General features: G+C 70.0%; 20 protein-coding genes, 6 tRNA genes and 1 pseudogene. 12 read left to right on the forward strand and 15 right to left on the reverse strand.

Going from position 1 to position 25,487, the window contains the following annotated elements:
• The 6 genes and pseudogenes from AB0O67_RS26465 to AB0O67_RS26490 form a co-directional block, all read right to left on the reverse strand.
• Positions 1-646, reverse strand: a pseudogene (locus AB0O67_RS26465) (sensor histidine kinase); the annotation flags it as partial.
• Positions 647-714: 68 nt separating this feature from the next.
• A complete protein-coding gene (locus tag AB0O67_RS26470; protein WP_365454795.1) occupies positions 715-1,485 on the reverse strand; it encodes an ABC transporter permease in 771 nt (256 codons plus the stop codon).
• Positions 1,482-2,444 (reverse strand): ABC transporter ATP-binding protein, encoded by a 963-nt coding sequence (locus AB0O67_RS26475; protein ID WP_365454798.1) that lies wholly within the window; start codon positions 2,442-2,444, stop codon positions 1,482-1,484. Before AB0O67_RS26475 ends, AB0O67_RS26470 begins: the two co-directional genes overlap by 4 nt.
• Before the next feature lie 151 nt (positions 2,445-2,595).
• A tRNA-Gly gene (locus AB0O67_RS26480) sits at positions 2,596-2,668 on the reverse strand.
• Between the two features lie 80 nt (positions 2,669-2,748).
• A tRNA-Gly gene (locus tag AB0O67_RS26485) sits at positions 2,749-2,820 on the reverse strand.
• Between the two features lie 151 nt (positions 2,821-2,971).
• Entirely contained in the window at positions 2,972-3,289 is a 318-nt protein-coding gene (locus tag AB0O67_RS26490) for an Lsr2 family protein (RefSeq protein ID WP_365454801.1), read from the reverse strand.
• A 310-nt stretch (positions 3,290-3,599) separates the two neighbouring features.
• Between AB0O67_RS26490 and purS the strand changes: the two genes are divergently transcribed.
• The 7 genes from purS (at position 3,600) to purM (ending at position 11,269) form a co-directional block, all read left to right on the forward strand.
• Positions 3,600-3,863, forward strand: a complete 264-nt coding sequence (purS, locus tag AB0O67_RS26495) for a phosphoribosylformylglycinamidine synthase subunit PurS (protein WP_053763366.1) — start codon at positions 3,600-3,602, stop codon at positions 3,861-3,863.
• The gene (purQ, locus tag AB0O67_RS26500; protein WP_365454805.1) at positions 3,860-4,540 is read left to right on the forward strand and encodes a phosphoribosylformylglycinamidine synthase subunit PurQ; all 681 of its coding nucleotides are present in this window, start codon (positions 3,860-3,862) and stop codon (positions 4,538-4,540) included. The genes purS and purQ overlap by 4 nt, the downstream gene beginning before the upstream one ends.
• Positions 4,537-6,795, forward strand: a complete 2,259-nt coding sequence (purL, locus tag AB0O67_RS26505) for a phosphoribosylformylglycinamidine synthase subunit PurL (RefSeq protein ID WP_365454808.1) — start codon at positions 4,537-4,539, stop codon at positions 6,793-6,795. Before purQ ends, purL begins: the two co-directional genes overlap by 4 nt.
• Positions 6,796-6,890: 95 nt before the next feature.
• Positions 6,891-7,688, forward strand: a complete 798-nt coding sequence (locus AB0O67_RS26510) for a sterol carrier family protein (protein WP_365454811.1) — start codon at positions 6,891-6,893, stop codon at positions 7,686-7,688.
• Between the two features lie 39 nt (positions 7,689-7,727).
• Positions 7,728-8,540: an META domain-containing protein gene (locus AB0O67_RS26515; protein ID WP_365454814.1), complete on the forward strand. Its 813-nt coding sequence runs from the start codon at positions 7,728-7,730 to the stop codon at positions 8,538-8,540.
• A gap of 61 nt (positions 8,541-8,601) precedes the next feature.
• The gene (purF, locus tag AB0O67_RS26520) at positions 8,602-10,128 is read left to right on the forward strand and encodes an amidophosphoribosyltransferase (RefSeq protein WP_365454817.1); all 1,527 of its coding nucleotides are present in this window, start codon (positions 8,602-8,604) and stop codon (positions 10,126-10,128) included.
• Between the two features lie 40 nt (positions 10,129-10,168).
• Positions 10,169-11,269, forward strand: a complete 1,101-nt coding sequence (gene purM, locus AB0O67_RS26525) for a phosphoribosylformylglycinamidine cyclo-ligase (RefSeq protein ID WP_365454820.1) — start codon at positions 10,169-10,171, stop codon at positions 11,267-11,269.
• 71 nt (positions 11,270-11,340) lie between these two features.
• Here purM and AB0O67_RS26530 read toward each other — a convergent pair whose 3' ends face one another.
• A complete protein-coding gene (locus AB0O67_RS26530) occupies positions 11,341-11,601 on the reverse strand; it encodes a DUF3073 domain-containing protein (protein ID WP_365454823.1) in 261 nt (86 codons plus the stop codon).
• A 303-nt stretch (positions 11,602-11,904) separates the two neighbouring features.
• A complete protein-coding gene (locus AB0O67_RS26535) occupies positions 11,905-13,005 on the reverse strand; it encodes a Glu/Leu/Phe/Val dehydrogenase (RefSeq protein WP_365454826.1) in 1,101 nt (366 codons plus the stop codon).
• Between the two features lie 221 nt (positions 13,006-13,226).
• Between AB0O67_RS26535 and AB0O67_RS26540 the strand changes: the two genes are divergently transcribed.
• On the forward strand, positions 13,227-14,078 hold the full coding sequence (locus AB0O67_RS26540) for a hypothetical protein (RefSeq protein WP_365454829.1): 852 nt from the start codon (positions 13,227-13,229) through the stop codon (positions 14,076-14,078).
• Positions 14,079-14,588: 510 nt separating this feature from the next.
• Positions 14,589-14,795 carry a developmental transcriptional regulator BldC gene (gene bldC, locus AB0O67_RS26545; RefSeq protein WP_003949541.1) on the forward strand — a complete coding sequence of 69 codons (207 nt, stop codon included), beginning with the start codon at positions 14,589-14,591 and terminating at the stop codon, positions 14,793-14,795.
• Positions 14,796-15,201: 406 nt separating this feature from the next.
• On the opposite strand, the gene AB0O67_RS26550 is transcribed toward bldC, so the two are convergent.
• From AB0O67_RS26550 to AB0O67_RS26580, 7 genes are all read right to left on the reverse strand, one after another.
• The gene (locus AB0O67_RS26550; RefSeq protein ID WP_365454832.1) at positions 15,202-15,399 is read right to left on the reverse strand and encodes a DUF6274 family protein; all 198 of its coding nucleotides are present in this window, start codon (positions 15,397-15,399) and stop codon (positions 15,202-15,204) included.
• A 181-nt stretch (positions 15,400-15,580) separates the two neighbouring features.
• Positions 15,581-15,655 (reverse strand) — tRNA-Asp (locus AB0O67_RS26555).
• 93 nt (positions 15,656-15,748) lie between these two features.
• Positions 15,749-19,687, reverse strand: a complete 3,939-nt coding sequence (hrpA, locus tag AB0O67_RS26560; protein WP_365454835.1) for an ATP-dependent RNA helicase HrpA — start codon at positions 19,685-19,687, stop codon at positions 15,749-15,751.
• Between the two features lie 112 nt (positions 19,688-19,799).
• Positions 19,800-19,873, reverse strand: a tRNA-Phe gene (locus tag AB0O67_RS26565).
• Between the two features lie 23 nt (positions 19,874-19,896).
• A tRNA-Asp gene (locus tag AB0O67_RS26570) sits at positions 19,897-19,971 on the reverse strand.
• A 53-nt stretch (positions 19,972-20,024) separates the two neighbouring features.
• Positions 20,025-20,097, reverse strand: a tRNA-Glu gene (locus AB0O67_RS26575).
• Positions 20,098-20,177: 80 nt separating this feature from the next.
• Positions 20,178-21,803, reverse strand: a complete 1,626-nt coding sequence (locus tag AB0O67_RS26580) for a metallophosphoesterase (RefSeq protein ID WP_365454838.1) — start codon at positions 21,801-21,803, stop codon at positions 20,178-20,180.
• Positions 21,804-21,909: 106 nt separating this feature from the next.
• Here AB0O67_RS26580 and AB0O67_RS26585 point away from each other — a divergent pair, with 106 nt between their 5' ends.
• The 3 genes from AB0O67_RS26585 to AB0O67_RS26595 all read left to right on the forward strand — a co-directional run bounded on the left by AB0O67_RS26585 (position 21,910) and on the right by AB0O67_RS26595 (position 25,350).
• Positions 21,910-22,260 (forward strand): metallopeptidase family protein, encoded by a 351-nt coding sequence (locus AB0O67_RS26585; protein ID WP_365454841.1) that lies wholly within the window; start codon positions 21,910-21,912, stop codon positions 22,258-22,260.
• 76 nt (positions 22,261-22,336) lie between these two features.
• Positions 22,337-22,876 carry a hypothetical protein gene (locus tag AB0O67_RS26590; protein ID WP_365454844.1) on the forward strand — a complete coding sequence of 180 codons (540 nt, stop codon included), beginning with the start codon at positions 22,337-22,339 and terminating at the stop codon, positions 22,874-22,876.
• A gap of 260 nt (positions 22,877-23,136) precedes the next feature.
• Positions 23,137-25,350: a DEAD/DEAH box helicase gene (locus tag AB0O67_RS26595; protein ID WP_365454847.1), complete on the forward strand. Its 2,214-nt coding sequence runs from the start codon at positions 23,137-23,139 to the stop codon at positions 25,348-25,350.
• The last annotated feature ends 137 nt before the right edge of the window (positions 25,351-25,487 follow it).

Below are 25,487 nucleotides of genomic sequence, written 5' to 3' on the forward strand. Positions count from 1 at the left end.
CGATCACGGCGAGGTTGCGTCCCACCACGTCGTGCATGTCCCGCCCGAACCGCAGCCGTTCCTCCGCGACGGCGAGCCGCGCCCGGGTCTCGCGGGCGGCGTCGAGTTCGTAGACGCCGTTGAGCAGCCAGACGGAGAAGACGGACGTGAACGCGAGGAAACCGGTCGCGAACAGCGCCGCCAACGCCGTGACCAGCGCCTCGGACACCGGACTGCCCAGCGCGACGGCCGTCGAAGCGGTCCCTGCCGAGAAGCCGAGCACCAGGCCCACCACCCGGCGCCGGTCGCGGACGCCGAGGGCCAGCGCGCCCACGCCGAACGACAGCAGGGCGGCGGTCATGGTGCCGAGCGCGGTGGCGGTGTCGTCGTCGGCCGGCCGGCGGTCGAGGACCACGAGCACGAGGACGACGGAGGCCGCGGTGAACACGCCCAGCGCCCACATCATCCGCAGGGGCTGGGGACGCAGGCCGCGCACCCAGTCCAGCGCCCGGACACTGACCAGCGAGCAGAGCGCCGCGTGCCCGCAGATCAGCGAGAACAGCCAGCCCGCGAGCGGCAGCCCGACCCCGCCGAAGAGCGGCAGGCCGCACAGCCCGACCTCGACGACCGGGAAGAAGTGGAACGACCACCGCGTGTACGTCTCCACCTTCGCCGGTGTGCTCTTGCTCCGCCACCATCTCCCCGGCCTGGACATCCGACCGCCACTCCCGTCCGTCAGCGCCGCGGCTCCCACCGGAACCACCGCCGTACAGCAAACACGGCGAGGCAGGTCCAGGCCAGCGCGACGGCCAGGGCCCCCAGCGCCTCGTAGGCCGGCAGATCGCCGGTCCACGCGGCGCGCACCAGCGTGATGACCGGTGTCAGCGGCAGCAGCTCGCACACCGAGGCGACCCGGTCGGGCAGCACTTCGAGAGGGACGGTCACACCCGAGCCGAGCATGGACACGAACAGCAGGGGCAGGCTGGTCACCTGTGCGCTCTCGGCGGTCCTGGTGAAGGTGGCGGTGACCGCGGCCAGTGCCCCGCACAGCACGAGCCCCATCAGCACTCCCGCGACCGCCAGATGGGGCGCGGGCGGCGCACCGAGGTCGAGCAGCACCGTGCCGCCGACCGCCATCAGCACACACTGCGCCAGCCCGATCGCCGACGCCGGCAACGCGGTCGCGAGCAGGATCTCCTTGTCCCGCAGCTCACCGGTGCGCAGCCGCTTCAGGACGAGCTCCTCCCGGCGCACGACATAGGCGCTGGTCAGGGCCGAGTAGACGGCGAAGAGCAGGGAGAAGCCGACGGCGGCGGGCAGCAGCACCGTGCCGACCGTGAGTCCGGCGTCCGCGAGGTCCATCTCGTCGATGGCGGCGCGCACGCTGAGCGGCAGCAGCAGCGGTACGGCCACCGCCGTGACGAGCGTGGCACGGCTGCGCCCCAGCAACGTCAACTCCGCCCGGGCCAGCGAGGTCATCCGGCCTCCGGCCGTGGTGCTGCTCATGCCGCCACCCCTTCGTTCTCCGCCGCGGCGGCCGAAGCCTGCCCGGCGATCCGCAGAAACGCCTCCTCCAGTGAGGCCGATCGCACATCAAGCCCGCGTAGCTCGACTCCGGCGCCCCGCGCCCACACCAGCAGCTCGGTGGCCGTCCGCTGCACCTCGTGGGTGCGCAGCCGCACCGACCGCCCGTCCGTCTCGTGCCCGACGACCCCCAGCTCGCCGAGGGCCGGCAGGTCTCCGAGGAAATAGGACTCGGGCAGCTCGAAGGAGATCCGGGCCGGCTGGGTCGCCGTCACCTCTGCCGGGGTCCCGGTCTCCGCGATCTGCCCCTGGTGCAGGATCGCCAGCCGGTCGGCGAGGCCCTCGGCCTCCTCCAGGTAGTGCGTGGTCAGCAGCACCGTCGTCCCGGCGTCCCGGAGCTCCCGGACCAACTCCCAGGTGTCCCGCCGCCCTTCGGCGTCCAGTCCGGTCGTCGGCTCGTCCAGGAACAGCACCTCGGGTTTGCCGAGCAGGGCCAGGGCCAGGTCGAGCCGCCGCCGTTCACCCCCGGACAGTTGCTTCACACGGACGTCGGGCCGCCGACCGAGCCCGACCAGCTCCAGCGCCTCGCCCACGGGCCGCGCCCCGCTCGTACAGCCGGCCCACATCCGGACGGTCTCCGCGACGGTCAGCTCGGAGGGGAAGCCGCCCTCCTGCAACATCACTCCGGTCCGCGGCCGTACGGCGGCGCGCTCGGCAAAGGGGTCGTGCCCCAGCACCCGGACCCGGCCCCCGGACGGTGCCGCGAGGCCTTCCAGCAGTTCGACGGTCGACGTCTTGCCCGCCCCGTTGGTGCCCAGCAGCGCGAAGACCTCGGCATGTTTCACGTGGAACGTGATCCCGCGTACCGCCTCGAACCCGCCCCCGTAGACACGGCTCAGATCCGTGACCTCAATCACGTGCTCGTGCTCGTTCGTGTTCATGGCTTCAGCATCCCGGCGCGGAATGCCCGGAAGCAGTGCGCGGTGTCATCACTGGTCATGACAAATGTCAGACGCCTGGTCCCTGGGCAGGAGACGGTCTCCAGCGCATATGCCGAAGGCCCCGGTCATTGACCGGGGCCTTCGGAAAGAGAGCGGACGACGAGGCTCGAACTCGCGACCTCAACCTTGGCAAGGTTGCGCTCTACCAACTGAGCTACGTCCGCATTGCCGCCGACCGGCCTTCACCGATCGGTGCGAGCACCAGCCTACCTGATCCACAAGAGTGGTCCGGACGGCTGTGCAGAGCGGGTGACAGGAATCGCACACTGCGCCTTCCCCCTGGAAGGGGGATGTTCTACTACTGAACTACACCCGCATGTACTCCGTGAGCTGGGGTTTTCCGCCCTGCCCGTCGGCGTGCTCCAGACTCTAGCTGATCACCTGGGGTGCTGTGCAAGTCGGTTGCTCCGAGGGGCGGCTGAACGCCCGTCGGAGCCGGCCCACGGAGTCGGTTCGGGCGGCCGGATTCACTGCGCCGCGGTGAACGCCTCGTAGACCTTCTTGGGGATACGGCCCCGCGCGGGTACGTCCATCTTGTTGGCCTGCGCCCAGGCCCGTACGGCCGCCGGATCGGGGGCGACCTCCGTCTGCCGGTAGGCCTTGCCCGACCTCGACCGCTTGCGGCCGGCGTCCACGTAGGGCGCGAGCGCCTTACGCAGTTTCTTGGCATTGGCTTCATTCAGGTCGATCTCGTACGACTTGCCGTCGAGTCCGAAGGCGATCGTTTCCGCCGCTTCCGAGCCGTCGATGTCGTCAAAGAGAGTGACCACGACCTTCTGCGCCACGAATATCGGTCCCTTCGTACGGCACGTCTATCCAGCTCAGCTGCGACGACATGCCGAGTGTCGGCTTTTGCCAATTCATTTGTACAGTGCCCGGCAAAGCATTGTGAAGCCCGACTAAATCTCTCCGCGTGTCCCGACGCAATAGCTCTCGCGGGTGGATCTCGCATCTTTCCCGGAACTTTTCGTGAACGCGCGCTGTCGATGCATGACCGTGACCATCGATCCGTAGCTTCCTACAACTCTACCCGCGTAGAAATTTTGTGCGGGTAGTCTGAAGGGACCTGCTCAGCACCACACACCGGGAGTGCCAGTGGCACGCGTCGTAGTCGACGTCATGCTCAAGCCGGAGATCCTCGACCCCCAGGGCCAGGCGGTGCAGCGCGCACTGCCGCGCCTCGGTTTCGACGGGATCTCCGACGTACGTCAGGGAAAGCGATTCGAACTGGAAGTGGACGGACCGGTCGACGAGGCCGCGCTCGCCCGCATCCACGAGCTCGCGGAATCCTTCCTCGCCAACACTGTGATCGAGGACTTCACCGTCAAGGTGGAGGAAGTCGCGGAGGCCGCCAAGTGACCGCTCGTATTGGCGTCGTCACTTTTCCGGGCAGCCTCGACGACCGGGACACCCAGCGCGCGATCCGTATCGCCGGCGCCGAACCCGTCGCCCTCTGGCACAAGGACAAGGACCTCAAGCAGGTCGACGCCGTGGTGCTGTGCGGGGGATTCTCCTACGGCGACTACCTGCGCGCCGGCGCCATCGCCCGCTTCTCGCCGGTGATGGAGCCCCTCATCGAGCAGGCGAAGTCCGGACTGCCGGTCCTCGGCATCTGCAACGGCTTCCAGATCCTCACCGAGGCCCATCTGCTGCCCGGCACGATGCTGCGGAACAACCACCTGCACTTCATCTGCCGCGACCAGAAGCTGCGGGTGGAGAACGACCGGACCGCCTGGACCAGTGACTACAGCGCGGGCCAGGAGATCCACATCCCGCTGAAGAACATCGACGGGCAGTACGTCGCCGACGAGCGCACGCTCGACGAGCTGGAGGCCGAGGGCCGGGTCGCCTTCCGCTACCTGGACGTCAACCCCAACGGTTCGCAGCGCGACATCGCCGGCGTCACCAACGCGGCCGGGAACGTCGTAGGCCTCATGCCGCACCCGGAGCACGCCGTCGAGTCCCTCATCGGCACCGGCCGCACCGACGGCCTGCCCTTCTTCACCTCGATCCTCAAGAAGCTGGTCAACGCATGAGCCGGACGCCTCTGGACACGGTCGAGCACGCGGCCGCGACCCCCGACGTCGAGCTGCCCTGGGCCGAACTCGGTCTGAAGAAGGACGAGTACGAGCGGGTGGTGGAGATCCTCGGCCGCCGCCCGACCGGCGCAGAACTCGCCATGTACTCGGTGATGTGGTCCGAGCACTGCAGCTACAAGTCCTCCAAGGTCCACCTCCGCCAGTTCGGCGAGAAGGCGCCGCAGAGCGACGCGCTGCTGGTCGGCATCGGCGAGAACGCCGGTGTCGTGGACGTCGGCCTGGGTTACGCGGTCACCTTCAAGGTCGAGTCGCACAACCACCCGTCGTACGTCGAGCCCTACCAGGGCGCGGCCACCGGTGTCGGCGGCATCGTCCGCGACATCATCGCGATGGGCGCCCGCCCGGTCGCGGTGGTCGACCCGCTGCGCTTCGGCGCCGCCGACCACCCCGACACCAAGCGCGTCCTGCCCGGCGTCGTCGCCGGCATCGGCGGCTACGGCAACTGCCTGGGCCTGCCCAACATCGGCGGCGAGGTCGTCTTCGACTCCTGCTACCAGGGCAACCCGCTCGTCAACGCCGGAGCCATCGGCGTGATGCGGCACGAGGACATCCACCTCGCGAAGGCGTCCGGCGCGGGCAACAAGGTCATCCTGTACGGCGCCCGGACCGGAGGCGACGGCATCGGCGGCGCGTCGATCCTCGCCTCGGAGACCTTCGACGACGCGAAGCCCTCCAAGCGCCCCGCCGTCCAGGTGGGCGACCCGTTCCAGGAGAAGCTCCTCATCGAGTGCACCCTGGAGGCGTTCGCCGAGAAGCTGGTCGTCGGCATCCAGGACCTCGGCGCGGCGGGCCTGTCCTGCGCGACGTCCGAGCTGGCGTCCAACGGGTCCGGCGGCATGACGGTCGTTCTCGACGACGTACCCCTGCGCGACTCGACGCTCTCCCCCGAGGAGATCCTGATGAGCGAGTCGCAGGAGCGGATGTGCGCGGTCGTCGAGCCGGGCAAGGTCGACCGCTTCCTGGAGATCTGCGAGAAGTGGGACGTCATCGCCACGGTCATCGGTGAGGTGACTGACGGCGACCGCCTGGAGATCTACTGGCACGGCGAGAAGATCGTCGACGTCGACCCGCGGACCGTCGCCCACGACGGCCCGGTGTACGAGCGTCCGTACGCCCGCCCGTCCTGGCAGGACGCGCTCCAGGCGGACGACGCGAACAAGCTGCCGCGGCCGGCGTCGAGCGAGGACCTGAAGGACCAGGTCCTGCAGCTGGTGGCGTCCCCCAACCAGGCGTCGAAGAAGTGGATCACGTCCCAGTACGACCACTTCGTCCAGGGCAACACGGTGCTCGCACAGCCCGAGGACTCCGGCATGATCCGGATCGACGAGGAGACCGGCCTCGGCGTCGCCATCGCGACGGACGGCAACGGCCGCTACGCCAAGCTCGACCCGTACAAGGGCGCGCAGCTGGCCCTCGCGGAGGCCTACCGGAACGTGGCCACGACCGGCGCGAAGCCGCTCGCCGTCTCCGACTGCCTGAACTTCGGCTCCCCCGAGGACCCGGCGGTGATGTGGCAGTTCGCGGAGGCGGTTCGGGGTCTGGCGGACGCCTGCCAGCAGCTGGGCACGCCCGTGACCGGGGGCAACGTCTCCCTCTACAACCAGACGGGCGAGGCGGCGATCCACCCGACGCCGGTCGTCGCCGTCCTCGGCGTGATCGACGACGTGGCCCGCCGCACCCCGGTCGGCTTCCAGGAGGAAGGGCACCTGCTCTACCTCCTCGGCGACACCCGTGAGGAGTTCGGCGGCTCGGCCTGGTCCCAGGTCGTCCACGACCACCTCGGCGGTCTGCCGCCCGAGGTCGACCTGGAGCGCGAGCGTCTGCTGGCCGAGATCCTGATCTCCGCCTCGCGCGACGGCATGATCGACTCCGCGCACGACCTGTCGGACGGCGGCCTGATCCAGGCGGTCGTCGAGTCGGCACTGCTCGGCGGCAAGGGCGCCCGCCTGGTCGTCCCCGACGGCCTGGACGCCTTCACGTTCCTGTTCTCCGAGTCCGCGGGCCGCGCGATCGTCGCCGTCCCCCGCTCCGAGGAACTGCGCTTCACCGACATGTGCGGCGCCCGGGCCCTCCCGGCCACCCGCGTCGGTGTCGTCGACGGCACCACGATCGACCTCCAGGGCGAGTTCACCCTCACCCTGGAGGAACTCCGCGAGTCCCACGAGGCCACGATCCCGGCCCTGATCGCGTAGGCGGTCGTCCCACGGCGAAGGCCCTGCCCGGTATCGGGCGGGGCCTTCGTGGTCCCGGCGCCCGTCCCGGTGCGCCCGGCCGTAGGCTCACGCTCATGTCACCGGCCAGGAAACGCGCCCGCACCTACGACCCCGTCAGGACCCGCGCCGCCGTGCTCGCTCAGTTCGGAGCCGTCCGCGGGGCCGTCCGGGGGCTCACGGACGAACAGCTCGCGTTGCCCACGCGGCTGGGGGACTGGGCCGTGCGGGACCTCGTAGCGCACATCGGGATGACGCTCGCGGCCGTGAGCCGGCTGCTCGACGAGGCCGAGCCCGTGCGGCAGGACGCGCGGCTGCCCGACTGGCCGTCCGCCATCGCCGCCGACGCACCGGCCATCGCCCGCACCGCCCGGAACCTCGCCGAGCGGCATCCCGGCCTGGACGCCCACCTCGCCGACGTCGAGCGGCGTTTCACCGCCGACCTCGACGCGCACCAGGGCACCCGTCTGCTCCCCACCAGCGCCGGCGCGCTCCCCCTGGCCGACTACGTCGTCACCCGCACCGTCGAGCTGGTCGTCCACACCGACGACCTGAACGCCGCCGTGCCGGGCCTTGAGGTCCCCTACGACCGGCAGGCCCTCGCCGCGGCCACCCGGCTCCTCGCCGACGCGCTCGCCGCGAAGGCCCCCGGCGGTTCGACCGAGGTGCGGATCCCGCCGTACGCCGTGGTGCAGTGCGTCGAGGGGCCGCGGCACACGCGCGGCACCCCGCCCAACGTCGTCGAGACGGACCCGCTGACCTGGATCCGGCTCGCGACCGGACGCCTCGCCTGGCCGGACGCCGTCGCCGAGGCGAAAGTGAGCGCGAGCGGGGAACGGGCCGATCTGGGGAAACTCCTTCCTCTGATGGCCTGAGAGGGGAACCAATCACCCCATCCACCCCGTCGAATCGGCATGTCCAGGCAGAAGCAGCACATCACCCTCACCGCGGCCCTCGCCCTCCTCCCGCTCGCCGTCGCCTGTGGCAGCGAGCAGGCGGGAAGCACGACGGCCGACGCCTCGAAGCCCGTCACGGGCGTCCACTGGAGCGTCGAGAGCGTCACGGTCGACGGCAAGAAGCACGACGCCCCCGCCGACGCGCACGTCACGATCGACGACAACGGCAAGGCCCAGGGCAACTACGGCTGCAACCACTTCAGCGCGCAGGCATCCTTCGACGGCGACCGGGTCCGGTTCGCCGACGCGACGACGACCGAGATGGCCTGCGGGGAGAAGCCCATGACCTTCGAGGAGAACCTCGCCCGCACCCTCGCCGACGGCGCCCTGAAGACCGAGGTCGGCGGCGGCCGTCTGACCCTCACCACGGACGCCGGCGACACCGTCCGCCTGACGGAGGAGCAGGCAGCCCCGCTGTACGGCACGAAATGGACGGTCACCTCCCTCGGCAAGGGCGGCCCGGACGGCACCGCGGAGTCCCTCCCCGAGGGCGCCGAGGGCAAGGCGCACCTCACCTTCGACAAGGCCACCGGCCAGGTCGGCGGCCGGCTCACCTGCAACAAGGTGACCGCCGAGGCCACCGTCCGCGACGGCAGCATCACGCTCGGCCCCGCCTCCACCACCCGCATGATGTGCGAAGCCTCACTCATGGCGACCGAAAAGCGCCTCCTGCGCCTCTTCGACGGCACGGTGACCTACCGTCTGGAACACCACAGCCTGACGCTGACCAGCGAAAACGGCGAGACGGTCACGGCCGTCGCGGGGAAGTGATCCGTTACCGCCCGGTATCCCCAATTCGGACCAGTGGACGACCTCGCCTACACTCGGTGGCGTGCCACGTGGTGACGGTCGACTCAATCACGATCTGCTTCCCGGCGAGAAGGGCCCCCAGGACGCATGCGGCGTCTTCGGTGTCTGGGCTCCGGGTGAAGAGGTCGCAAAGCTCACGTACTTCGGGCTCTACGCCCTCCAGCATCGGGGCCAGGAATCCGCGGGAATCGCGGTCAGCAACGGCTCCCAGATCCTCGTCTTCAAGGACATGGGCCTGGTCTCCCAGGTCTTCGACGAGACGTCGCTCGGTTCCCTGCAGGGCCACATCGCGGTCGGTCACGCCCGCTACTCCACCACCGGTGCCTCGGTGTGGGAGAACGCCCAGCCGACGTTCCGCGCGACCGCGCACGGCTCCATCGCCCTCGGCCACAACGGCAACCTGGTCAACACGGCCAAGCTCGCCGAGATGGTCGCCGAACTGCCCAAGCAGGACGGCCGTACCACCCGGGTGGCCGCGACCAACGACACCGACCTGCTGACGGCCCTGCTGGCCGCGCAGGTCGACGCCGACGGCAAGCCGCTGACCGTCGAGGAGTCCGCCCCGGTCGTCCTGCCGCAGGTCAGGGGAGCCTTCAGCCTCGTCTTCATGGACGAGCACACGCTGTACGCCGCCCGCGACCCGCAGGGCATCCGCCCGCTGGTCCTCGGCCGCCTGGAGCGCGGCTGGGTCGTGGCGTCCGAGAGCGCCGCCCTCGACATCGTCGGCGCCAGCTTCGTGCGCGAGGTCGAGCCGGGCGAGTTCATCGCCATCGACGAGAACGGCCTGCGCACCTCCCGATTCGCGGACGCGAAGCCCAAGGGCTGCATCTTCGAGTACGTGTACCTGGCCCGTCCGGACACCGACATCGCCGGCCGGAACGTGTACCTGAGCCGGGTCGAGATGGGCCGCCGCCTCGCCAAGGAGGCCCCCGTCGAGGCCGACCTGGTGATAGCCACCCCGGAATCCGGCACCCCGGCCGCCATCGGCTACGCCGAGGCCTCCGGCATCCCCTTCGGTGCGGGTCTGGTGAAGAACGCGTACGTCGGACGTACGTTCATCCAGCCCTCCCAGACGATCCGCCAGCTCGGTATCCGGCTGAAGCTGAACCCGCTGAAGGAAGTCATCAAGGGCAAGCGGCTGGTCGTCGTCGACGACTCGATCGTCCGCGGCAACACCCAGCGCGCCCTGGTCCGCATGCTCCGCGAGGCCGGCGCGGCCGAGGTCCACATCCGGATCTCCTCGCCGCCCGTGAAGTGGCCCTGCTTCTTCGGCATCGACTTCGCCACCCGCGCCGAGCTGATCGCCAACGGCATGTCGATCGAGGAGATCGGCACCTCGCTCGGCGCCGACTCGCTGTCCTACATCTCCATCGACGGCATGATCGAGGCGACCACCATCGCCAAGCCGAACCTGTGCCGCGCCTGCTTCGACGGTGAGTACCCGATGGAGCTCCCGGACCCAGAGCTGCTGGGCAAGCAGCTTCTGGAGACCGAGCTGGCGGCCGGTCCGGCGGCCACGGCCGCGGCCGACGCGATCCGCCGTCCGTAGGCACTCAAGCCTCGTATCACCAACCCGAAAGATCCAGGCAATGTCTGCTGCAGACAATCAGTCGCCTCCGGCGACGGGTCCTGATTCCGGTGCTTCCTACGCGGCTGCCGGTGTCGACATCGAGGCGGGCGACCGCGCGGTCGAGCTGATGAAGGAGTGGGTGAAGAAGACGCAGCGCCCCGAGGTCCTCGGCGGCCTCGGCGGCTTCGCCGGCCTCTTCGACGCCTCCGCCCTCAAGCGCTACGAGCGCCCGCTCCTCGCCTCCGCCACGGACGGCGTGGGCACCAAGGTCGACGTCGCCCGCCAGATGGGTGTGTACGACACGATCGGACACGACCTGGTCGCGATGGTCATGGACGACATCGTGGTGTGCGGCGCCGAGCCGCTGTTCATGACCGACTACATCTGCGTCGGCAAGGTCCACCCCGAGCGGGTCGCCGCCATCGTCAAGGGCATCGCCGAAGGCTGTGTGCTGGCCGGCTGCGCCCTCGTGGGGGGCGAGACGGCCGAGCACCCCGGGCTGCTGGGCGAGGACGACTTCGACGTCGCCGGCGCCGGTACGGGCGTGGTGGATGCCGACCGGCTGCTCGGCGCGGATCGCATCCGAACGGGTGACGCCGTCATCGCCATGGCGTCCTCCGGTCTTCACTCGAACGGGTACTCGCTGGTCCGGCACGTCCTGCTGAACCAGGCGGGCCTGTCCCTCGACGCCCACATCGACGACCTCGGCCGCACCCTCGGGGAGGAGCTGCTGGAGCCGACGAAGATCTACTCGCTGGACTGCCTCGCCCTCACCCGCACCACCGAGGTGCACGCCTACAGCCACGTCACCGGCGGCGGCCTCGCGGCCAACCTGGCCCGTGTCGTCCCGGACGGCCTGCACGCGATCGTGGACCGCTCCACCTGGACCCCGGCGCCGGTCTTCGACCTCGTCGGCAGGACGGGTGACGTCGAACGCCTGGAGCTGGAGAAGACCCTCAACATGGGCGTCGGCATGATCGCGATCGTCCCGCAGGAGTCCACCGAGGTGGCACTGGCGACCCTGGCCGACCGCGGGGTCGAGGCATGGGTCGCCGGCGAGATCACGGACCGTGGCGAGCACACCACGGGCGCGGCCCTCGTCGGTGACTACGACAGCTGAGCTCCGTGCGGGCAGCACAGAACCCGGTCGGTAACCAGGGGTCACCGACCGGGTGGGTGCTCAGTGCAAGGTCAAGCGCCGCGACGATGTGAGGACTGGCCTTCCTCGTCCTCGTCGTCGTCCTCATAGAGGTCGGCGTACCGTGCGTACAGGTCGTCGTCTTGCTCATCGTCCTCGAATCGGTCACCGTTCGTACTCGTCGTACTCGGTGACGTATTCGCAGTCGATGCGCCCAGCTCCTCGGCCAGGCGTGAGAGATCTGTCCCACCGCTGTTGTACTTCAGCTGGCGGGCGACCTTCGTCTGCTTGGCCTTGGCCCGGCCGCGCCCCATGGCTCGACCCCCTCAACGACGGGGCTCGACGGCCCCAGAGTCTTGACACGCGTTCATGATCCGGCACGGGCTCTCCGTGGAGAGACCGGTCCGTAGGGCTTCCACGGTACCTGAGCCCGCGCCCATACGGTACGTCGCCCGCAGCACGCGCGTGTGCCCACAACCTTTGAGGCGCCCTGTCCTCGCTGGTCAGTGGCGATTTTAACCACTTATCGGCGGACGACCCGCCGGTCGAAGTGAGAGTTCTCTCCAACTGTCGACCGGCAGGTACCGCTCAAACCCTCGGATGAGGCCCGCGGAACGTCACCATCCGCGCGCCGCGCGAGCCTCCGCCATCCGCTGCTCGGCGATCCGGTCGGCCGCGGCGGCCGGCGGAATCCCATCGGTCTTCGCACGTGCGAATATGGCCAGCGTGGTGTCGTAGATCTTCGCCGCCTTCGCCTTGCACCGGTCGAAGTCGAAGCCGTGAAGCTCGTCGGCGACCTGGATGACGCCGCCGGCGTTCACCACGTAGTCGGGCGCGTAGAGGATCCCGCGGTCGGCGAGATCCTTCTCGACACCCGGATGGGCCAGCTGGTTGTTGGCCGCGCCGCACACCACCCGCGCGGTCAGCACCGGCACGGAGTAGTCGTTCAGTGCCCCGCCGAGCGCGCAGGGGGCGTAGATGTCGAGGCCTTCGACGCGGATCAGCGCGTCGGTGTCGGCGACCGCCGTGACGCTCGCGTGCCGTTCGGTGACCCGGCGCACGGCGTCCTCGCGCACGTCCGTGACGTAGACCTCGGCGCCCTCCGCCATCAGGTGCTCCACCAGGTGGTGGCCGACCTTGCCGACGCCTGCGATGCCGACCCGGCGGCCTCGCAGCGACGGGTCGCCCCACAGGTGCTGGGCGGAGGCGCGCATGCCCTGGTAGACGCCGAAGGCGGTGAGGACGGACGAGTCGCCGGCCCCGCCGTTCTCGGGGGAGCGGCCGGTGGTCCAGCGGCATTCGCGGGCCACGACGTCCATGTCGGCGACGTACGTGCCGACGTCGCAGGCCGTGACGTACCGGCCACCGAGCGAGGCCACGAAGCGCCCGTAGGCGAGCAGGAGCTCCTCGCTCTTGATCCGCTCGGGGTCGCCGATGATCACCGCCTTGCCGCCGCCGTGGTCCAGCCCGGCCATGGCGTTCTTGTACGACATTCCCCGCGCGAGGTTGAGCGCGTCGGCGACGGCCTCGGCCTCGTTCGCGTACGGGTAGAAGCGGGTACCACCGAGGCCGGGGCCGAGGGCGGTGGAGTGGAGGGCGATCACGGCCTTCAGGCCGCTCGCGGGGTCCTGGCAGAGCACGACTTGCTCATGTCCGCCCTGGTCCGAGTGGAACAGGGTGTGCAGTACATCAGCAGGTGCGCCGGTTACGTCGGTCACGGTGGTGACTCCTGAGGTAAAAAGCGGCGATCGGACGGGGTCCCGTGCGGGTGGCGGGGCCTGTGAGCACGAGATTAGAGCCTCTCGGCCCCGCCGACCGAGCAGTGCTCAGGATCACCTCCGCACGGAGTACGTCCGTGCGACGATTTGCATAGTTTTCCCGCACGTTTGTGGGCGGGTTCCGCAGTTTTCCCCGGCAGGCGGCGGGGGAGGGAGCAGGCGTGCCCAAGGTGTCCTCGGTGATCGTCCCCTATGCGGCGTACCTGCGCGTGTACGAGCCGCTGGCGGCCTTCCCGGAGCCTGAGCGCGATCACTGGGCGCGCTACGCCCGCCGCCCGGAGCGCCCCTCGTACCAGGACGAACTCCGCCGCTCCCTGGCCGACTTGCTGCCCACCCCGCCCGTGCCCGTGCCGGTGCACGAGAGCGCGGACGCCTTCGTGCTGGAGGCCGACGGGGTGGTCCATGTCTGCCCCTGGCGGACCCGGCTGCGCGGCTGGCAGGCGCTCGGCGATCTCGCCGAGGAGCTCCCGCCCCCGCTGCTGGACGCCGTGCTGCCGCCGGTCCTGCGCCACCAGGCGACCCAGGACTACGAGCGCTGGCTGGTCGGCAACCCGGACGCCCGGCCCTGGATCCGTACGGCGACCTGGCAGGTGCCGCTGAACTGGTTCGTCCTCGTCTCGGACGAGGAGCGGGAGTACGACAAGGGCTCCAGGGGCACCGACGCGGCCCCGCCCGTGCTGCGCTACCGCACGCCCATGGTCCAGGCCCGCCGCCGGGTGGCCCGTGGCCTGCGCACGCTGCGGAACGCCATGGACGAGGGGCCGCTGATCGACGGCCTGGTGGACGTCGGACGCTGGCTGGAGGAGTTCCACCCGCGCTCCCTGGTCGAGCTGGACTACGGCGGGCTGGTGCACGCCCTGCCGACCGGTGACCTGGAGGGCGACCACTCGGCGGCCGACGTGGCCGAGGGGATCGAGGCGCTGCGCCTGGGTGACGGGGTCGCGGCGGGCGAGGCGTACGCGCGGCTGGTGGAGCGCTGGCGGTCGGTGCGAGACCTGCGTTCGGCGAACTGACGTACGTTCTGTGACGTAGCTTACGGGGCGTCAACAAGGGATCTAGGGCCCGATCTGGGCGTATGCGTCAAGAGTGTGATGCATGCGACAAGCGTGATGGAGCGCACGTACACGTCTCTTGCGTCCCTTGCCCATCCTCATGCCAAAATAGGACAAGGAGTCCGGGGAGGACTCCGTCCGTCCTGGTGTGTTCAACTGTGGGCGGAATCTACGTATTGCGCGCTTTGGGGGGTCTGACGACTCCTGATCGCCCTGTGACTGATCGTCACAGTGGCGTGACTGTCCGCTATGGCCTGGTCCATCGGCATCCGTCGCTGATGAACACCTGGGAGGGCAATTCCATCGGTTTGGCCGACGCGGCTGGACAGATGGTGTAGTTGTAGTGCCGAGGACAAGCCGTTCGTCCTATAACCGACTCGACTCGCGTCCGCCATTTCGGGCAACGCGGGTCAAGGTGCAGAATTTAGAGGAAAGAACCGAGAAGGTTCGGTTCTCCCGAGGAGGCCGCTCATGACCGCTCGCACCCCTGATGCCGAGCCGCTGCTGACCCCGGCTGAGGTCGCCACGATGTTCCGCGTCGACCCGAAGACGGTCACGCGGTGGGCGAAGGCCGGCAAGCTCACTTCCATCCGTACGCTCGGCGGGCACCGCCGCTACCGCGAGGCTGAGGTGCGCGCTCTGCTCGCGGGCATCCCGCAGCAGCGCAGCGAGGCCTGAACAGCTCAATAACAGGGCAAATCGGCTGGCCCCCCAACCTGCCGAGGCGTCCGCAACCACGCTCCGACCGACGCGGGTTCTGCCCCAACAGGGCCCACGCCCAGAGCCTTCGGGCAACTGGCAGGGTGCGTCATCGATCGCGCTGGACTCCGCCGGGTCCAGCGCGATCTTTTTTGTGCGCACGATGGCGAGCCTGTGGGCGGGCTTGTCGGAGTCTGGGGAGGGGTGTCGGAGCTGCCGTGAGGAGACCCCTCGGAGGGGTGCAATTGCACATATTAAATTGACCAGTTGTAGGAGATGGGTAAGTACCGCTGTTTCAGAAACTCATGCGGTGACTCCCGTCACATGCCAGCGTGCTTGTTGCCTCTGGCCTATGTACGGTAAGGGAGTTGGGGCTGTGGGGCCTTCATGCGCCGGCGGGACGCTCGTCCTCGACGCACTCCTCGGGGGCGTCCGTCGCGTGCGGGGTGGGATCCATGGCGAGGGCGAGGCGCAGCAGCCGATGGCAGACCGGGCAGTGCCGGGTCAGATGCCGGTACGACGACGCGGCCGCGAGGTGCGCCCGAAGCAACGCCCGCGTCTCATGCCTCACCGATGCCGCCATACGCCACCTCCGGGGGCCCAGCGGGCGTGTTGCCCTGGTTTCTGAGTACCGACGGAATGTGACGCCGTCAAGGCGGCGCAGGGGCACACGAAGGAGCCCGGACTCCGAAGAACCCGGGCTCGAGGGTGTGGTCATGAAGGAGGCCCGCGTCCCTTGCCGGGATGCGGGCCTCATCTTGCTGCGGTCCTGACGGGATTTGAACCCGCGGCCTCCACCTTGACAGGGTGGCGAGCACTCCAAACTGCTCCACAGGACCAGGTTTCGCGGCGCGATTCCTGCGTTGCGCTGCGAGAAGAGACTCTACAGGAGCGCGGCCGCCTGGTCGAACTCACTTAACGTGCGGGGCCGGTCACGGCGCCACCGCGTCGATCGCCTTCACGATCCGCTTGTCCGAGACGGGGTACGCCGTGCCCAGCGCGTGCGCGAAGTAGCTGACGCGCAGCTCCTCGATCATCCAGCGGATGTCCCGGACGGCGGCGGGGACCGGCCGGCCCTGCGGCATCTGCTCCAGGAGCCACGCGTACTCGTCCTGCATCTCCTGGACCTTCGCCATGCGCGTGGTGTCCCGCTGGACGTTCGTCGGCATCTGCTGCAGACGCCGGTCCGCGGCCACCAGGTAGCGCATGAGGTGCGGCAGCCGGCTCAGCCCCGCAGCCGTCACGAAGCCGGGCTTCACAAGGGCGTCCAACTGCCCCCGCACGTCCTGGAGGTTCGCCAGCAGCGCGGGGCTGCGCACGGCCTTCAGGCGGCGCTCACAGGCCTGCCAGGCGGCGAGGACCTGCTGCACCTGGTCCACCGTGCGCACGGTCGTGTCGACGATCTCGGCACGCACCTTCTCGTAGAGCCTGCGGTACGACTCCTCGTCCCACGCAGGCCCCCCGAAGTCGGCGATCAGCTTGTCCGCGGCCGCCGTCGCGCAGTCGTCGAACAGGGCCTGGATGGAACCGTGCGGGTTGGCTGACAGGGCGAGCTTCTGGGCGTTGGTCAGCTTTTCGGACGCGAACTTCGCGGGGTTGACCGGGATGTTGCGCAGGATGAGCCGGCGCGTGCCCTTCCACATGGCCTCGGCCTGCTCCGCCTCCGTGTCGAAGAGGCGTACGGAGACCGTGTTCGTCGTCGGTCCGTCGTCGACGAGCGCCGGGTACGCCTTCACCGGCTGGCCGGCGCGGCGGGTCTCGAAGACGCGGGTGAGGGTGCCGATGGTCCAGTCGGTCAGGCCCTGGCGCTCGACGGACTCGCCGCCGCTGCGCTCCGCGGTGGCCGCGGCGGCCTGCGAGAGGGCCTTGCGGGCCTTCGGCCTGAGCTGGAGCCTCAGCGTCTCCAGATCCTTGTCCTCGGCCAGCTTCCGGCGCCGCTCGTCGACGATGCGGAAGGTGATCCGCAGATGGTCGGGGACCTTGGACCAGTCGAAGTCGTCGGCGGTGAAGGGCACGCCGACCATCCGCTTCAACTCGCGGGCCATGGTGGTGGTGAGCGGCTCCTGGAGGGGGGCGGCGGTGTCCAGGAAGCGCTTGGCGAAGTTCGGCGCGGGCACGTAGTGGCGGCGGATCGGCTTGGGGAGGGAGCGGATGAGCTCCGTGACCACTTCCTCCCGCAGGCCCGGGATCTGCCAGTCGAAGCCCTCGTCGGTGACCTGGTTGAGGACCTGGAGCGGGACGTGGACGGTGACGCCGTCGGCGTCCGCACCCGGCTCGAACTGGTAGGTGACCCTGAACTTGAGCGGGCCCTGGCGCCAGGAATCCGGGTAGTCCGCCTTGGTGACCGCCTCCGCCGACTCGCGGATGAGCATCTCGCGTTCGAAGTCGAGGAAGTCCGGTTGTTCGTGCCGCTTGTGCTTCCACCAGGAGTCGAAGTGCGCGCCCGAGACGACGTGTTCGGGCACCCGCTGGTCGTAGAAGTCGTACAGGGTCTCGTCGTCGACCACGATGTCGCGGCGCCGGGCGCGGTGCTCCAGCTCCTCGACCTCGCTGAGGAGCCGGCGGTTGTCGGCGAAGAACTTGTGGTGGGTCCGCCAGTCGCCCTCGACCAGCGCGTTCCGGATGAACAGCTCGCGGCTGGCCTCCGCGTCGATCCGGCCGTAGTTCACCTTGCGCTGGGCGATGATCGGCACGCCGTACAGCGTGACCTTCTCGTACGCCATCACGGCCGCCTGGTCCTTCTCCCAGTGCGGTTCGCTGTACGTCCGCTTGATCAGGTGCCCGGCGAGGGGCTCGACCCACTCGGGTTCGATCTTGGCGTTGACGCGGGCCCAGAGGCGGGAGGTCTCGACGAGTTCGGCGGACATCACGAAGCGGGGCTGCTTCTTGAAGAGCGCCGAGCCGGGGAAGATCGCGAACTTGGCGCTGCGCGCCCCCAGGTATTCGTTCTTGTTGCCGTCCTTCACGTCCTTCATCCCGATGTGGGACAGGAGGCCGGCGAGGAGGGAGGTGTGGATGCGGTCGGCGGGGGCGTCGTCCTCGTTGAGGTGGATGCCCATCTGCTTGGCGACCGTGCGCAGCTGGGTGTAGATGTCCTGCCATTCGCGGATGCGCAGGAAGTTGAGGTACTCCTGCTTGCACATGCGGCGGAAGGACGACGAGCCGCGCTCCCGCTGCTGCTCGCGGAGGTAGCGCCAGAGGTTGAGGTAGGCGAGGAAGTCGCTGGTCTCGTCCCGGAAGCGGATGTGCTGCTGGTCGGCCTGGGTCTGTTTGTCCGCGGGGCGCTCGCGGGGGTCCTGGATGGAGAGCGCGGCGGCTATGACCATGACCTCGCGGACACAGCCGTTCTTGTCGGCCTCCAGGACCATCCGGGCCAGTCGCGGGTCGACCGGGAGCTGGGCGAGCTTGCGGCCGGTGTCCGTGAGCCGCTTGCGGGTGTCCTTCTGCGCCGGGTCCAGCGCGCCCAGCTCCTGGAGCAACTGCACGCCGTCGCGGATGTTGCGGTGGTCCGGCGGGTCGATGAAGGGGAACTTCTCGATGTCGCCGAGGCCGGCGGCGGTCATCTGCAGGATGACGCTCGCCAGGTTCGTACGGAGGATCTCCGCGTCCGTGAACTCCGGGCGGGCCTCGAAGTCGTCCTCGCTGTAGAGGCGGATGCAGATGCCGTCGGACGTCCGGCCGCAGCGGCCCTTGCGCTGGTTGGCGCTGGCCTGGGAGATCGGCTCGATGGGCAGCCGCTGGACCTTGGTGCGGTGGCTGTAGCGCGAGATACGGGCGAAGCCGGGGTCGATGACGTACTTGATGCCCGGGACGGTGAGGGAGGTCTCGGCGACGTTGGTCGCCAGAACGATCCTGCGTCCCGTGTGTTGCTGGAAGACGCGGTGCTGCTCGGCGTGCGAGAGCCGTGCGTACAGCGGGAGGACCTCGGTGAATCTGTACTTCTTCTTCTCCAGCGCGTCCGCCGTGTCGCGGATCTCCCGCTCACCGGAGAGGAAGACGAGGATGTCGCCCTTGCCCTCGCCCATCAGCTCCTCGACGGCGTCCGTGATCGCCGTGATCTGGTCGCGGTCGGCGTCGTCGGAGTCGTCCTCGAGGAGCGGCCGGTAGCGCACCTCGACGGGATAGGTCCGTCCACTGACCTCGATGATCGGGGCGTCGCCGAAGTGCCGCGAGAAGCGCTCGGGATCGATGGTCGCCGAGGTGATGACGACCTTGAGGTCCGGCCGCTTCGGCAGCAGCTGCGCGAGATAGCCCAGCAGGAAGTCGATGTTGAGGGACCGCTCGTGGGCCTCGTCGATGATGATCGTGTCGTAGGCGCGCAGCTCGTGGTCGGTCTGGATCTCGGCGAGCAGGATGCCGTCGGTCATCAGCTTGATGAAGGTGGCGTCCGGGTTCACCTGGTCGGTGAAGCGGACCTTCCAGCCGACGGCCTCGCCGAGCGGCGTGTCGAGCTCCTCGGCGACCCGCTCGGCGACCGTGCGGGCGGCGATACGGCGGGGCTGGGTGTGGCCGATCATGCCGCGGACGCCCCGGCCGAGCTCCACGCAGATCTTGGGGATCTGCGTGGTCTTCCCGGACCCGGTCTCACCGGCGACGATCACGACCTGGTGGTCGCGGATGGCGTCCGCGATCGCGTCCTTCTTCTGGCTGACGGGAAGCTGCGGCGGATAGCTGACCACGGGCGCCTGCGCCCGGCGGTCGGCCATCCGGGCCTCGGCCTTCTCGATCTCCGCCTCGATCTCGGCGAGTACGGCGGCACGGGCCTCCGGCTTGCGGATCTTGCGTGCGCCTTCGAGCCTGCGGCCGAGCCGATGCGCGTCGCGCAGGGAGAGGTCCGTCAGGCGGGGGGCGAGGGCAGGCTGCGTAGACATACGGGTTCCAGGATCTCATCCTCGGGAAATCCCTGGCGAATGATTTCGTGCCGGCGCGGGCACGGAGGCACCACGAAGCCCCCGTCGATGATCTCGACGGGGGCTTCTGCGGTGGCTGGGGCCGGGGTCGAACCGGCGACCTATCGCTTTTCAGGCGATCGCTCGTACCAACTGAGCTACCCAGCCAGGAGGTTTCAGGGAAACCTCAGCGGTCCTGACGGGATTTGAACCCGCGGCCTCCACCTTGACAGGGTGGCGAGCACTCCAAACTGCTCCACAGGACCAGGTGTGGATGGTGCGCGAACCAATGTAGCCAAGTGTCGCACACCGAACTGCGTGCCCCCAACGGGATTCGAACCCGTGCTACCGCCTTGAAAGGGCGGCGTCCTAGGCCGCTAGACGATGAGGGCTATCGGCCCGCCTGCGCGCTTCTCAGCGCGTCGGGGACGTGAGAAGCATATGGGATGGCGGGAGGGATCGCCAAAACGGTTTACGGACTTCGCTCGCCGGAGGGAACGGGGGACGGGCTGCGGGACGGCGTGGACCCTGGCCGGCCCGAGGGTGTGGCTCCCGGCTGGTCCGAGGGTGTGGCTCCCGGCTGGTCCGACGGTGTGGCCCCCGGCTGGTTCTCCTCGACCAGATGGCGGCTGACCTCCGCCGTGGTGAGGCCGAGGCCGCCCAGGCGGATCGCGTCCCAGGCCTGGAGGCGGTGGGTGTCGCGGTCGAAGTAGAGGATCGACGCCTCGATCGGGTCCGGATGCGCGTCCTCCACCGCGCGCAGTCCGCTGCCGCCGGTCGAGCCCTCGATGCGCAGCCGGGTGCCGTACGGCAGCACCTCCATCTCCTGGTGGTGCACATGGCCCGCCAGGACCAGCGGAACCTCGCCGTCCGTCTGCCGCGCGGCCTGCGGCTCATGGGCGACGGCCACGTCCACCGGGGTGCCGGCGGCGCTCTGGTCGCGCAGGGCGGTGGCCAGGCGGGCGCCGGCCAGCTCCTGGGAGGCCGCGGCGCCGGGCTTGTTGCTGCGGTCGGGGGTGAACTGGGGGTCGCCGATACCCGCGAACCGCAGCCCCGCCACCGACACCGCGCGGCCGTCGTCGAGGACGTGCACGTTCTTCAGGTCCTCCAGATAGCGCTGGGTGAGCCGCGAGTCGTGGTTGCCGCGCACCCACACGTACGGGGCGCCCAGGTCCTCGATCGGATCGAGGAACCCGTTCTCGGCGGAGGTGCCGTGGTCCATCGTGTCCCCCGAGTCGACGATCACGTTCACCTCGTACTGCTCGACCAACGAAGCGATGATCTTCCAGCTCGCCGGGTTGAGGTGGATGTCCGAGACGTGCAGGACACGGATGGTGGTCGGGTCCGGCCGGTACGCGGGGAGCGTGGAGGTGGCGTCGTAGAGCTTCGTCACGTTCGTCACCAGGCGCGCCAACTCCTGCTGGTAGACGTCGAACTCGGTGACGATGCTGCGCGCGTCGCCGACCAGGGAGGGGGCGGACGACAGCAGGCCCGAGAACCTCGGCTCCAGGACCGACTTGGGATTCCAGGTGGTGTACGCCGTCGCCCCCGAGGCCGCCAGCAGGGTGAGCGCGATACCCCCGGCGGCGAGGGCGCGGCGCGGGCGGCGGTAGACGGCGAGGCCGAGCGCGGTCGCGCCGGCGACGACGGCCACGCAGGAGCGCACGGCCAGGTCGAGGGCGCCGTGGCCGACGTCCCGGGCGACCTCGTCCTGGAGGCCCGAGATGCGCTCGGGGTGGTCGACCAGGGCCTGGGAGCGCTCCGGGTCGAGCTGGTCGACGTTCACGTCCAGCCGGACCGGGGCGCTGTGGCTGTCCAGGTGCAGGGCGCCCAGCGGGGAGACGTTGATCTTCGTGCCGCCGGTGAGGGACGGGCGCAGGGTCATCGTCGTGTCCATCGGGCCGACCGGGACCCGGACGTTTCCGACGACGAGCAGCCCGAGCCACGCGCCCAGCAGGACGACGGCCATCAGGCCCAGGGCCCTGGTCCAGCGGTTCGGAGGTGAGGGGACGAGTGCGGTTTCGGTGGTGGGGCGGGGGCGGCGGCGGATACGGAAACGGCTCATGGTGGTCAGGACTGCGGCTGGGACGCGGGCCATTGGTCCCGTATGCCCACGTGGGCATACGGGTATGCCGCGCCGAGCGGGTCGTACCCGCGTGGTGGCGGGGGTCTCGAACCGGGGTGGCGTACCGGACAATGGGCCTGTGCTGGAGATGACGCGCGAGGAGTTCGAGGAACTGGTCGCCGAGGCGCTGGACCGGATCCCGCCGGAGCTGACGCGGCTCATGGACAACGTCGCGGTGTTCGTCGAGGACGAACCGCCCGCCGACGATCCCGACCTGCTCGGGCTGTACGAGGGGACGCCGCTGACAGATCGTGGGGAGTGGTACGCGGGGGTGCTGCCGGACCGGATCACGATCTACCGGGGGCCGACGCTGCGGATGTGCGGGACCCGTGAGGAGGTCGTCGCCGAGACCGAGGTCACGGTCGTGCACGAGATCGCCCACCACTTCGGGATCGACGACGCGCGGCTGCACGCATTGGGATACGGGTAACGGGGCGCGTGTCCTCTTGTGGGCGGCGGGAGTTGGGCACGTTGACTCCATCACCCCGCCTCGGAGGTGGCTGCCCGTGCGCCCCTTGTACGTACCTGTCCGCCTGGCCGCCACCGTCGTGGCCGTCGCCGCTGCCACCGGCTGTATGAGCGTGGGTGACGACGACGGCGACCGGGCCAGGCCCTCGCACTCGGCCGGACCACGGGGCGGCGAGGCGCCCGACGGAGGAACGGCCTGGTCCGGTGGTGGCGTCGCGGGCGGCGGGGCCGCGGGCGGCGCCGATCATGTGCGCGGAAAGGACGGGAAGGGCGGTCGCTCGGCGTCGCCGGGTGGGTCGTCCGCCCCGTCCGGTTCGGCGAAGGCGCCGGGGGCGACCGCGTCGGGCTCGGCGCCGGCCAAGCCCGGGCACACCGTCAAACCGGGCGATCCGCCGCTGCCCCCGCCCGAGCCGACCCCCACCCGCACCACCACGGCTCCGGAACCGCCCCCACCGACGCCGGAGCCGCCCACCACCCCGGAGCCGACGGTCGCGGAGCCGTCCTCGTCGGCGCACGAGGACACGAGCCCCCAACTGGTCCAGCGGGAGCCGGCGCCGGAGGCGGGGTCGCCGGCCTAGGGCCGGCTTTCCTGGCGTGAGGCGCCTCCCCCCGGCCCTCGTAGCCGCGCCGACCAGGCATTTCCGGACCGGTTTGCCTTCTGGGGTGGTGGGTGCGTATGGTGGTAGATCGTTTGATCCCATTTGCCCGGCGCCACCGCAGAGCGCGCCGTGTGGCGCGTACTCTCCCTTACCGTGGCGGACCGCATTGAGGCGGTCGTGTGCGAATCACGGAGTTGACGGGCGCGTGCCGATGAGACTCCGGAAGGTTTCGCAGACGTATGTCCATCGCCAGTACTGATCATGCCGTCATGCCCGCGGGCGACGACCAGACCCCCGAGGTACCCGAGGTACCCGAGATCACCTTCTCCGGCCTCGGCCTGCCCGAGGGCGTCGTGCGCAAGCTCGCGCAGAACGGTGTGACCACCCCCTTCCCGATCCAGGCCGCGACCATCCCGGACGCCCTGACCGGCAAGGACATCCTCGGCCGTGGCCGCACCGGCTCCGGCAAGACCCTCTCCTTCGGCCTGCCGACCCTGGCCACGCTGGCCGGCGGCCGCACCGAGAAGAAGCGCCCCCGCGCCGTCATCCTCACCCCCACCCGCGAACTGGCGATGCAGGTCGCCGACGCGCTCCAGCCGTACGGGGACGTCCTCGGGCTGAAGATGAAGGTGGTGTGCGGCGGTACGTCGATGGGGAACCAGATCTACGCCCTGGAGCGGGGCGTCGACGTGCTGGTCGCCACCCCCGGCCGGCTCCGCGACATCATCGGCCGCGGCGCCTGCTCGCTGGAGGACGTGCAGATCACCGTCCTCGACGAGGCCGACCAGATGTCCGACCTGGGCTTCCTGCCCGAGGTGACCGAGCTGCTGGACCAGGTTCCGGCGGGCGGCCAGCGGATGCTGTTCTCCGCGACGATGGAGAACGAGATCCAGACCCTCGTCGACCGCTACCTGAACGAGCCGGTCTCGCACGAGGTCGACGCGGCCCAGGGCGCGGTGACGACCATGTCGCACCACATCCTGATCGTGAAGCCCAAGGACAAGGCCCCGGTCACCGCCGCGATCGCCTCCCGCAAGGGCCGCACCATCATCTTCGTCCGCACCCAGCTGGGCGCCGACCGGGTCGCCGAGCAGCTGCGCGACGCCGGCGCGAAGGCCGAGGCGCTGCACGGCGGCATGACGCAGGGCGCCCGGACCCGGACGCTGGCGGACTTCAAGGACGGGTACGTCAACGTGCTCGTCGCGACGGACGTCGCCGCGCGCGGCATCCACGTCGACGGCATCGACCTCGTGCTGAACGTCGACCCCGCCGGCGACCACAAGGACTACCTGCACCGGGCCGGCCGCACCGCGCGTGCCGGGCGCACCGGCACGGTGGTGTCGCTCTCCCTGCCGCACCAGCGCCGCCAGATCTTCCGCCTGATGGAGGACGCGGGCGTCGACGCCTCGCGCCACATCATCCAGGGCGCCGGCGCGTTCGACCCCGAGGTCGCCGAGATCACCGGCGCCCGGTCGATGACCGAGGTGCAGGCCGAGTCCGCGGGCAACGCCGCGCAGCAGGCCGAGCGCGAGGTCGCCCACCTCACCAAGCAGCTGGAGCGGGCGCAGCGGCGCGCCGCCGAGCTGCGCGACGAGGCCGACCGGCTGGTCGCCCGGGTCGCCCGTGAGCGCGGCGAGGACCCGGAGGCCGCGGTCGCCGAGGCGCAGACCGCGGTGGCCGAGGCGGCCGAGCTGCCGGACGTCGTCGAGGTGTCGGTGCCGGAGCAGGTGGCGGCGCGGGACGTCGAGCGCTTCGAGCGGCCCGAGCGGCCCGAGCGTTCCGGGTCCTCCTCCTACGAGCGCCGTGACCGTCGTGACGGTGGCGAGCGTGGTGGCTTCCGCCGCGACGAGCGCCGGGACAACGACCGTGGCGGTCGCTCCTTCGAGCGTCGTGACGGCGACCGTGGTGGCCGTTCGTTCGAGCGCCGTGATGACCGTGGTGGCCGTTCGTTCGAGCGCCGTGACGACCGTGGCGGCCGCTCCTTCGACCGCCGCGACGACCGGGGCGACCGTGGTGGCCGCAGCGACAGCGGCGACCGTGGTGGCCGTTCCTTCGACCGTCGTGACGGTGGCGAGCGTGGTGGCTTCCGCCGCGACGAGCGCCGGGACAACGACCGTGGCGGTCGCTCCTTCGAGCGTCGTGACGGCGACCGCGGTGGCCGTTCGTTCGAGCGCCGTGACGGCGACAGCGGTGGCCGTTCCTTCGAACGCCGTGACGGTGGCGACCGTGGTGGCTTCCGCCGTGACGAGCGTCCCGCCCGTTCCTTCGAACGTCGTGACGAGCGCGGCGGCCACCGCGGCAGCGACCGCCCGTTCAACCGCGACCGCCAGGGCGACCGCCCCGGCTTCCGCACCGGCGGTCACGAGCGTCCCTACGGCCGCCGTGACGACCACCGTGGCGGCGGTTCCTTCGGGCGCCGCGAGGACAAGCCGCGCTGGAAGCGCAACGGCTGACCTCCCGTAGCCGGCGAGCCATGAGCGCCGTGGGCCCCCCCGCTACCTGGGGGGGGGGCCCGGGGGGGGGCCGTCATGTAAACTGGGGGCAAACGCCCGCCCCGCAGCGGGGGGCGGGTAGAACCCCGAGATGGGAA

Origin of the sequence: Streptomyces sp. NPDC086077 (assembly GCF_040686175.1) — a bacterium.
Lineage (GTDB): Bacteria > Actinomycetota > Actinomycetes > Streptomycetales > Streptomycetaceae > Streptomyces.

What these genes read in the sequence shown, in the direction of transcription:
- AB0O67_RS26470 (WP_365454795.1), bottom strand. Translation starts at nt 1,485, where the DNA reads ATGAGCAGCACCACGGCCGGAGGCCGGATGACCTCGCTGGCCCGGGCG.
- AB0O67_RS26475 (WP_365454798.1), bottom strand. Translation starts at nt 2,444, where the DNA reads ATGAACACGAACGAGCACGAGCACGTGATTGAGGTCACGGATCTGAGC.
- purL (WP_365454808.1), top strand. Translation starts at nt 4,537, where the DNA reads ATGAGCCGGACGCCTCTGGACACGGTCGAGCACGCGGCCGCGACCCCC.
- AB0O67_RS26510 (WP_365454811.1), top strand. Translation starts at nt 6,891, where the DNA reads ATGTCACCGGCCAGGAAACGCGCCCGCACCTACGACCCCGTCAGGACC.
- AB0O67_RS26515 (WP_365454814.1), top strand. Translation starts at nt 7,728, where the DNA reads ATGTCCAGGCAGAAGCAGCACATCACCCTCACCGCGGCCCTCGCCCTC.
- purM (WP_365454820.1), top strand. Translation starts at nt 10,169, where the DNA reads ATGTCTGCTGCAGACAATCAGTCGCCTCCGGCGACGGGTCCTGATTCC.
- AB0O67_RS26530 (WP_365454823.1), bottom strand. Translation starts at nt 11,601, where the DNA reads ATGGGGCGCGGCCGGGCCAAGGCCAAGCAGACGAAGGTCGCCCGCCAG.
- bldC (WP_003949541.1), top strand. Translation starts at nt 14,589, where the DNA reads ATGACCGCTCGCACCCCTGATGCCGAGCCGCTGCTGACCCCGGCTGAG.
- AB0O67_RS26550 (WP_365454832.1), bottom strand. Translation starts at nt 15,399, where the DNA reads ATGGCGGCATCGGTGAGGCATGAGACGCGGGCGTTGCTTCGGGCGCAC.
- hrpA (WP_365454835.1), bottom strand. Translation starts at nt 19,687, where the DNA reads ATGTCTACGCAGCCTGCCCTCGCCCCCCGCCTGACGGACCTCTCCCTG.
- AB0O67_RS26580 (WP_365454838.1), bottom strand. Translation starts at nt 21,803, where the DNA reads ATGGCCCGCGTCCCAGCCGCAGTCCTGACCACCATGAGCCGTTTCCGT.
- AB0O67_RS26595 (WP_365454847.1), top strand. Translation starts at nt 23,137, where the DNA reads ATGTCCATCGCCAGTACTGATCATGCCGTCATGCCCGCGGGCGACGAC.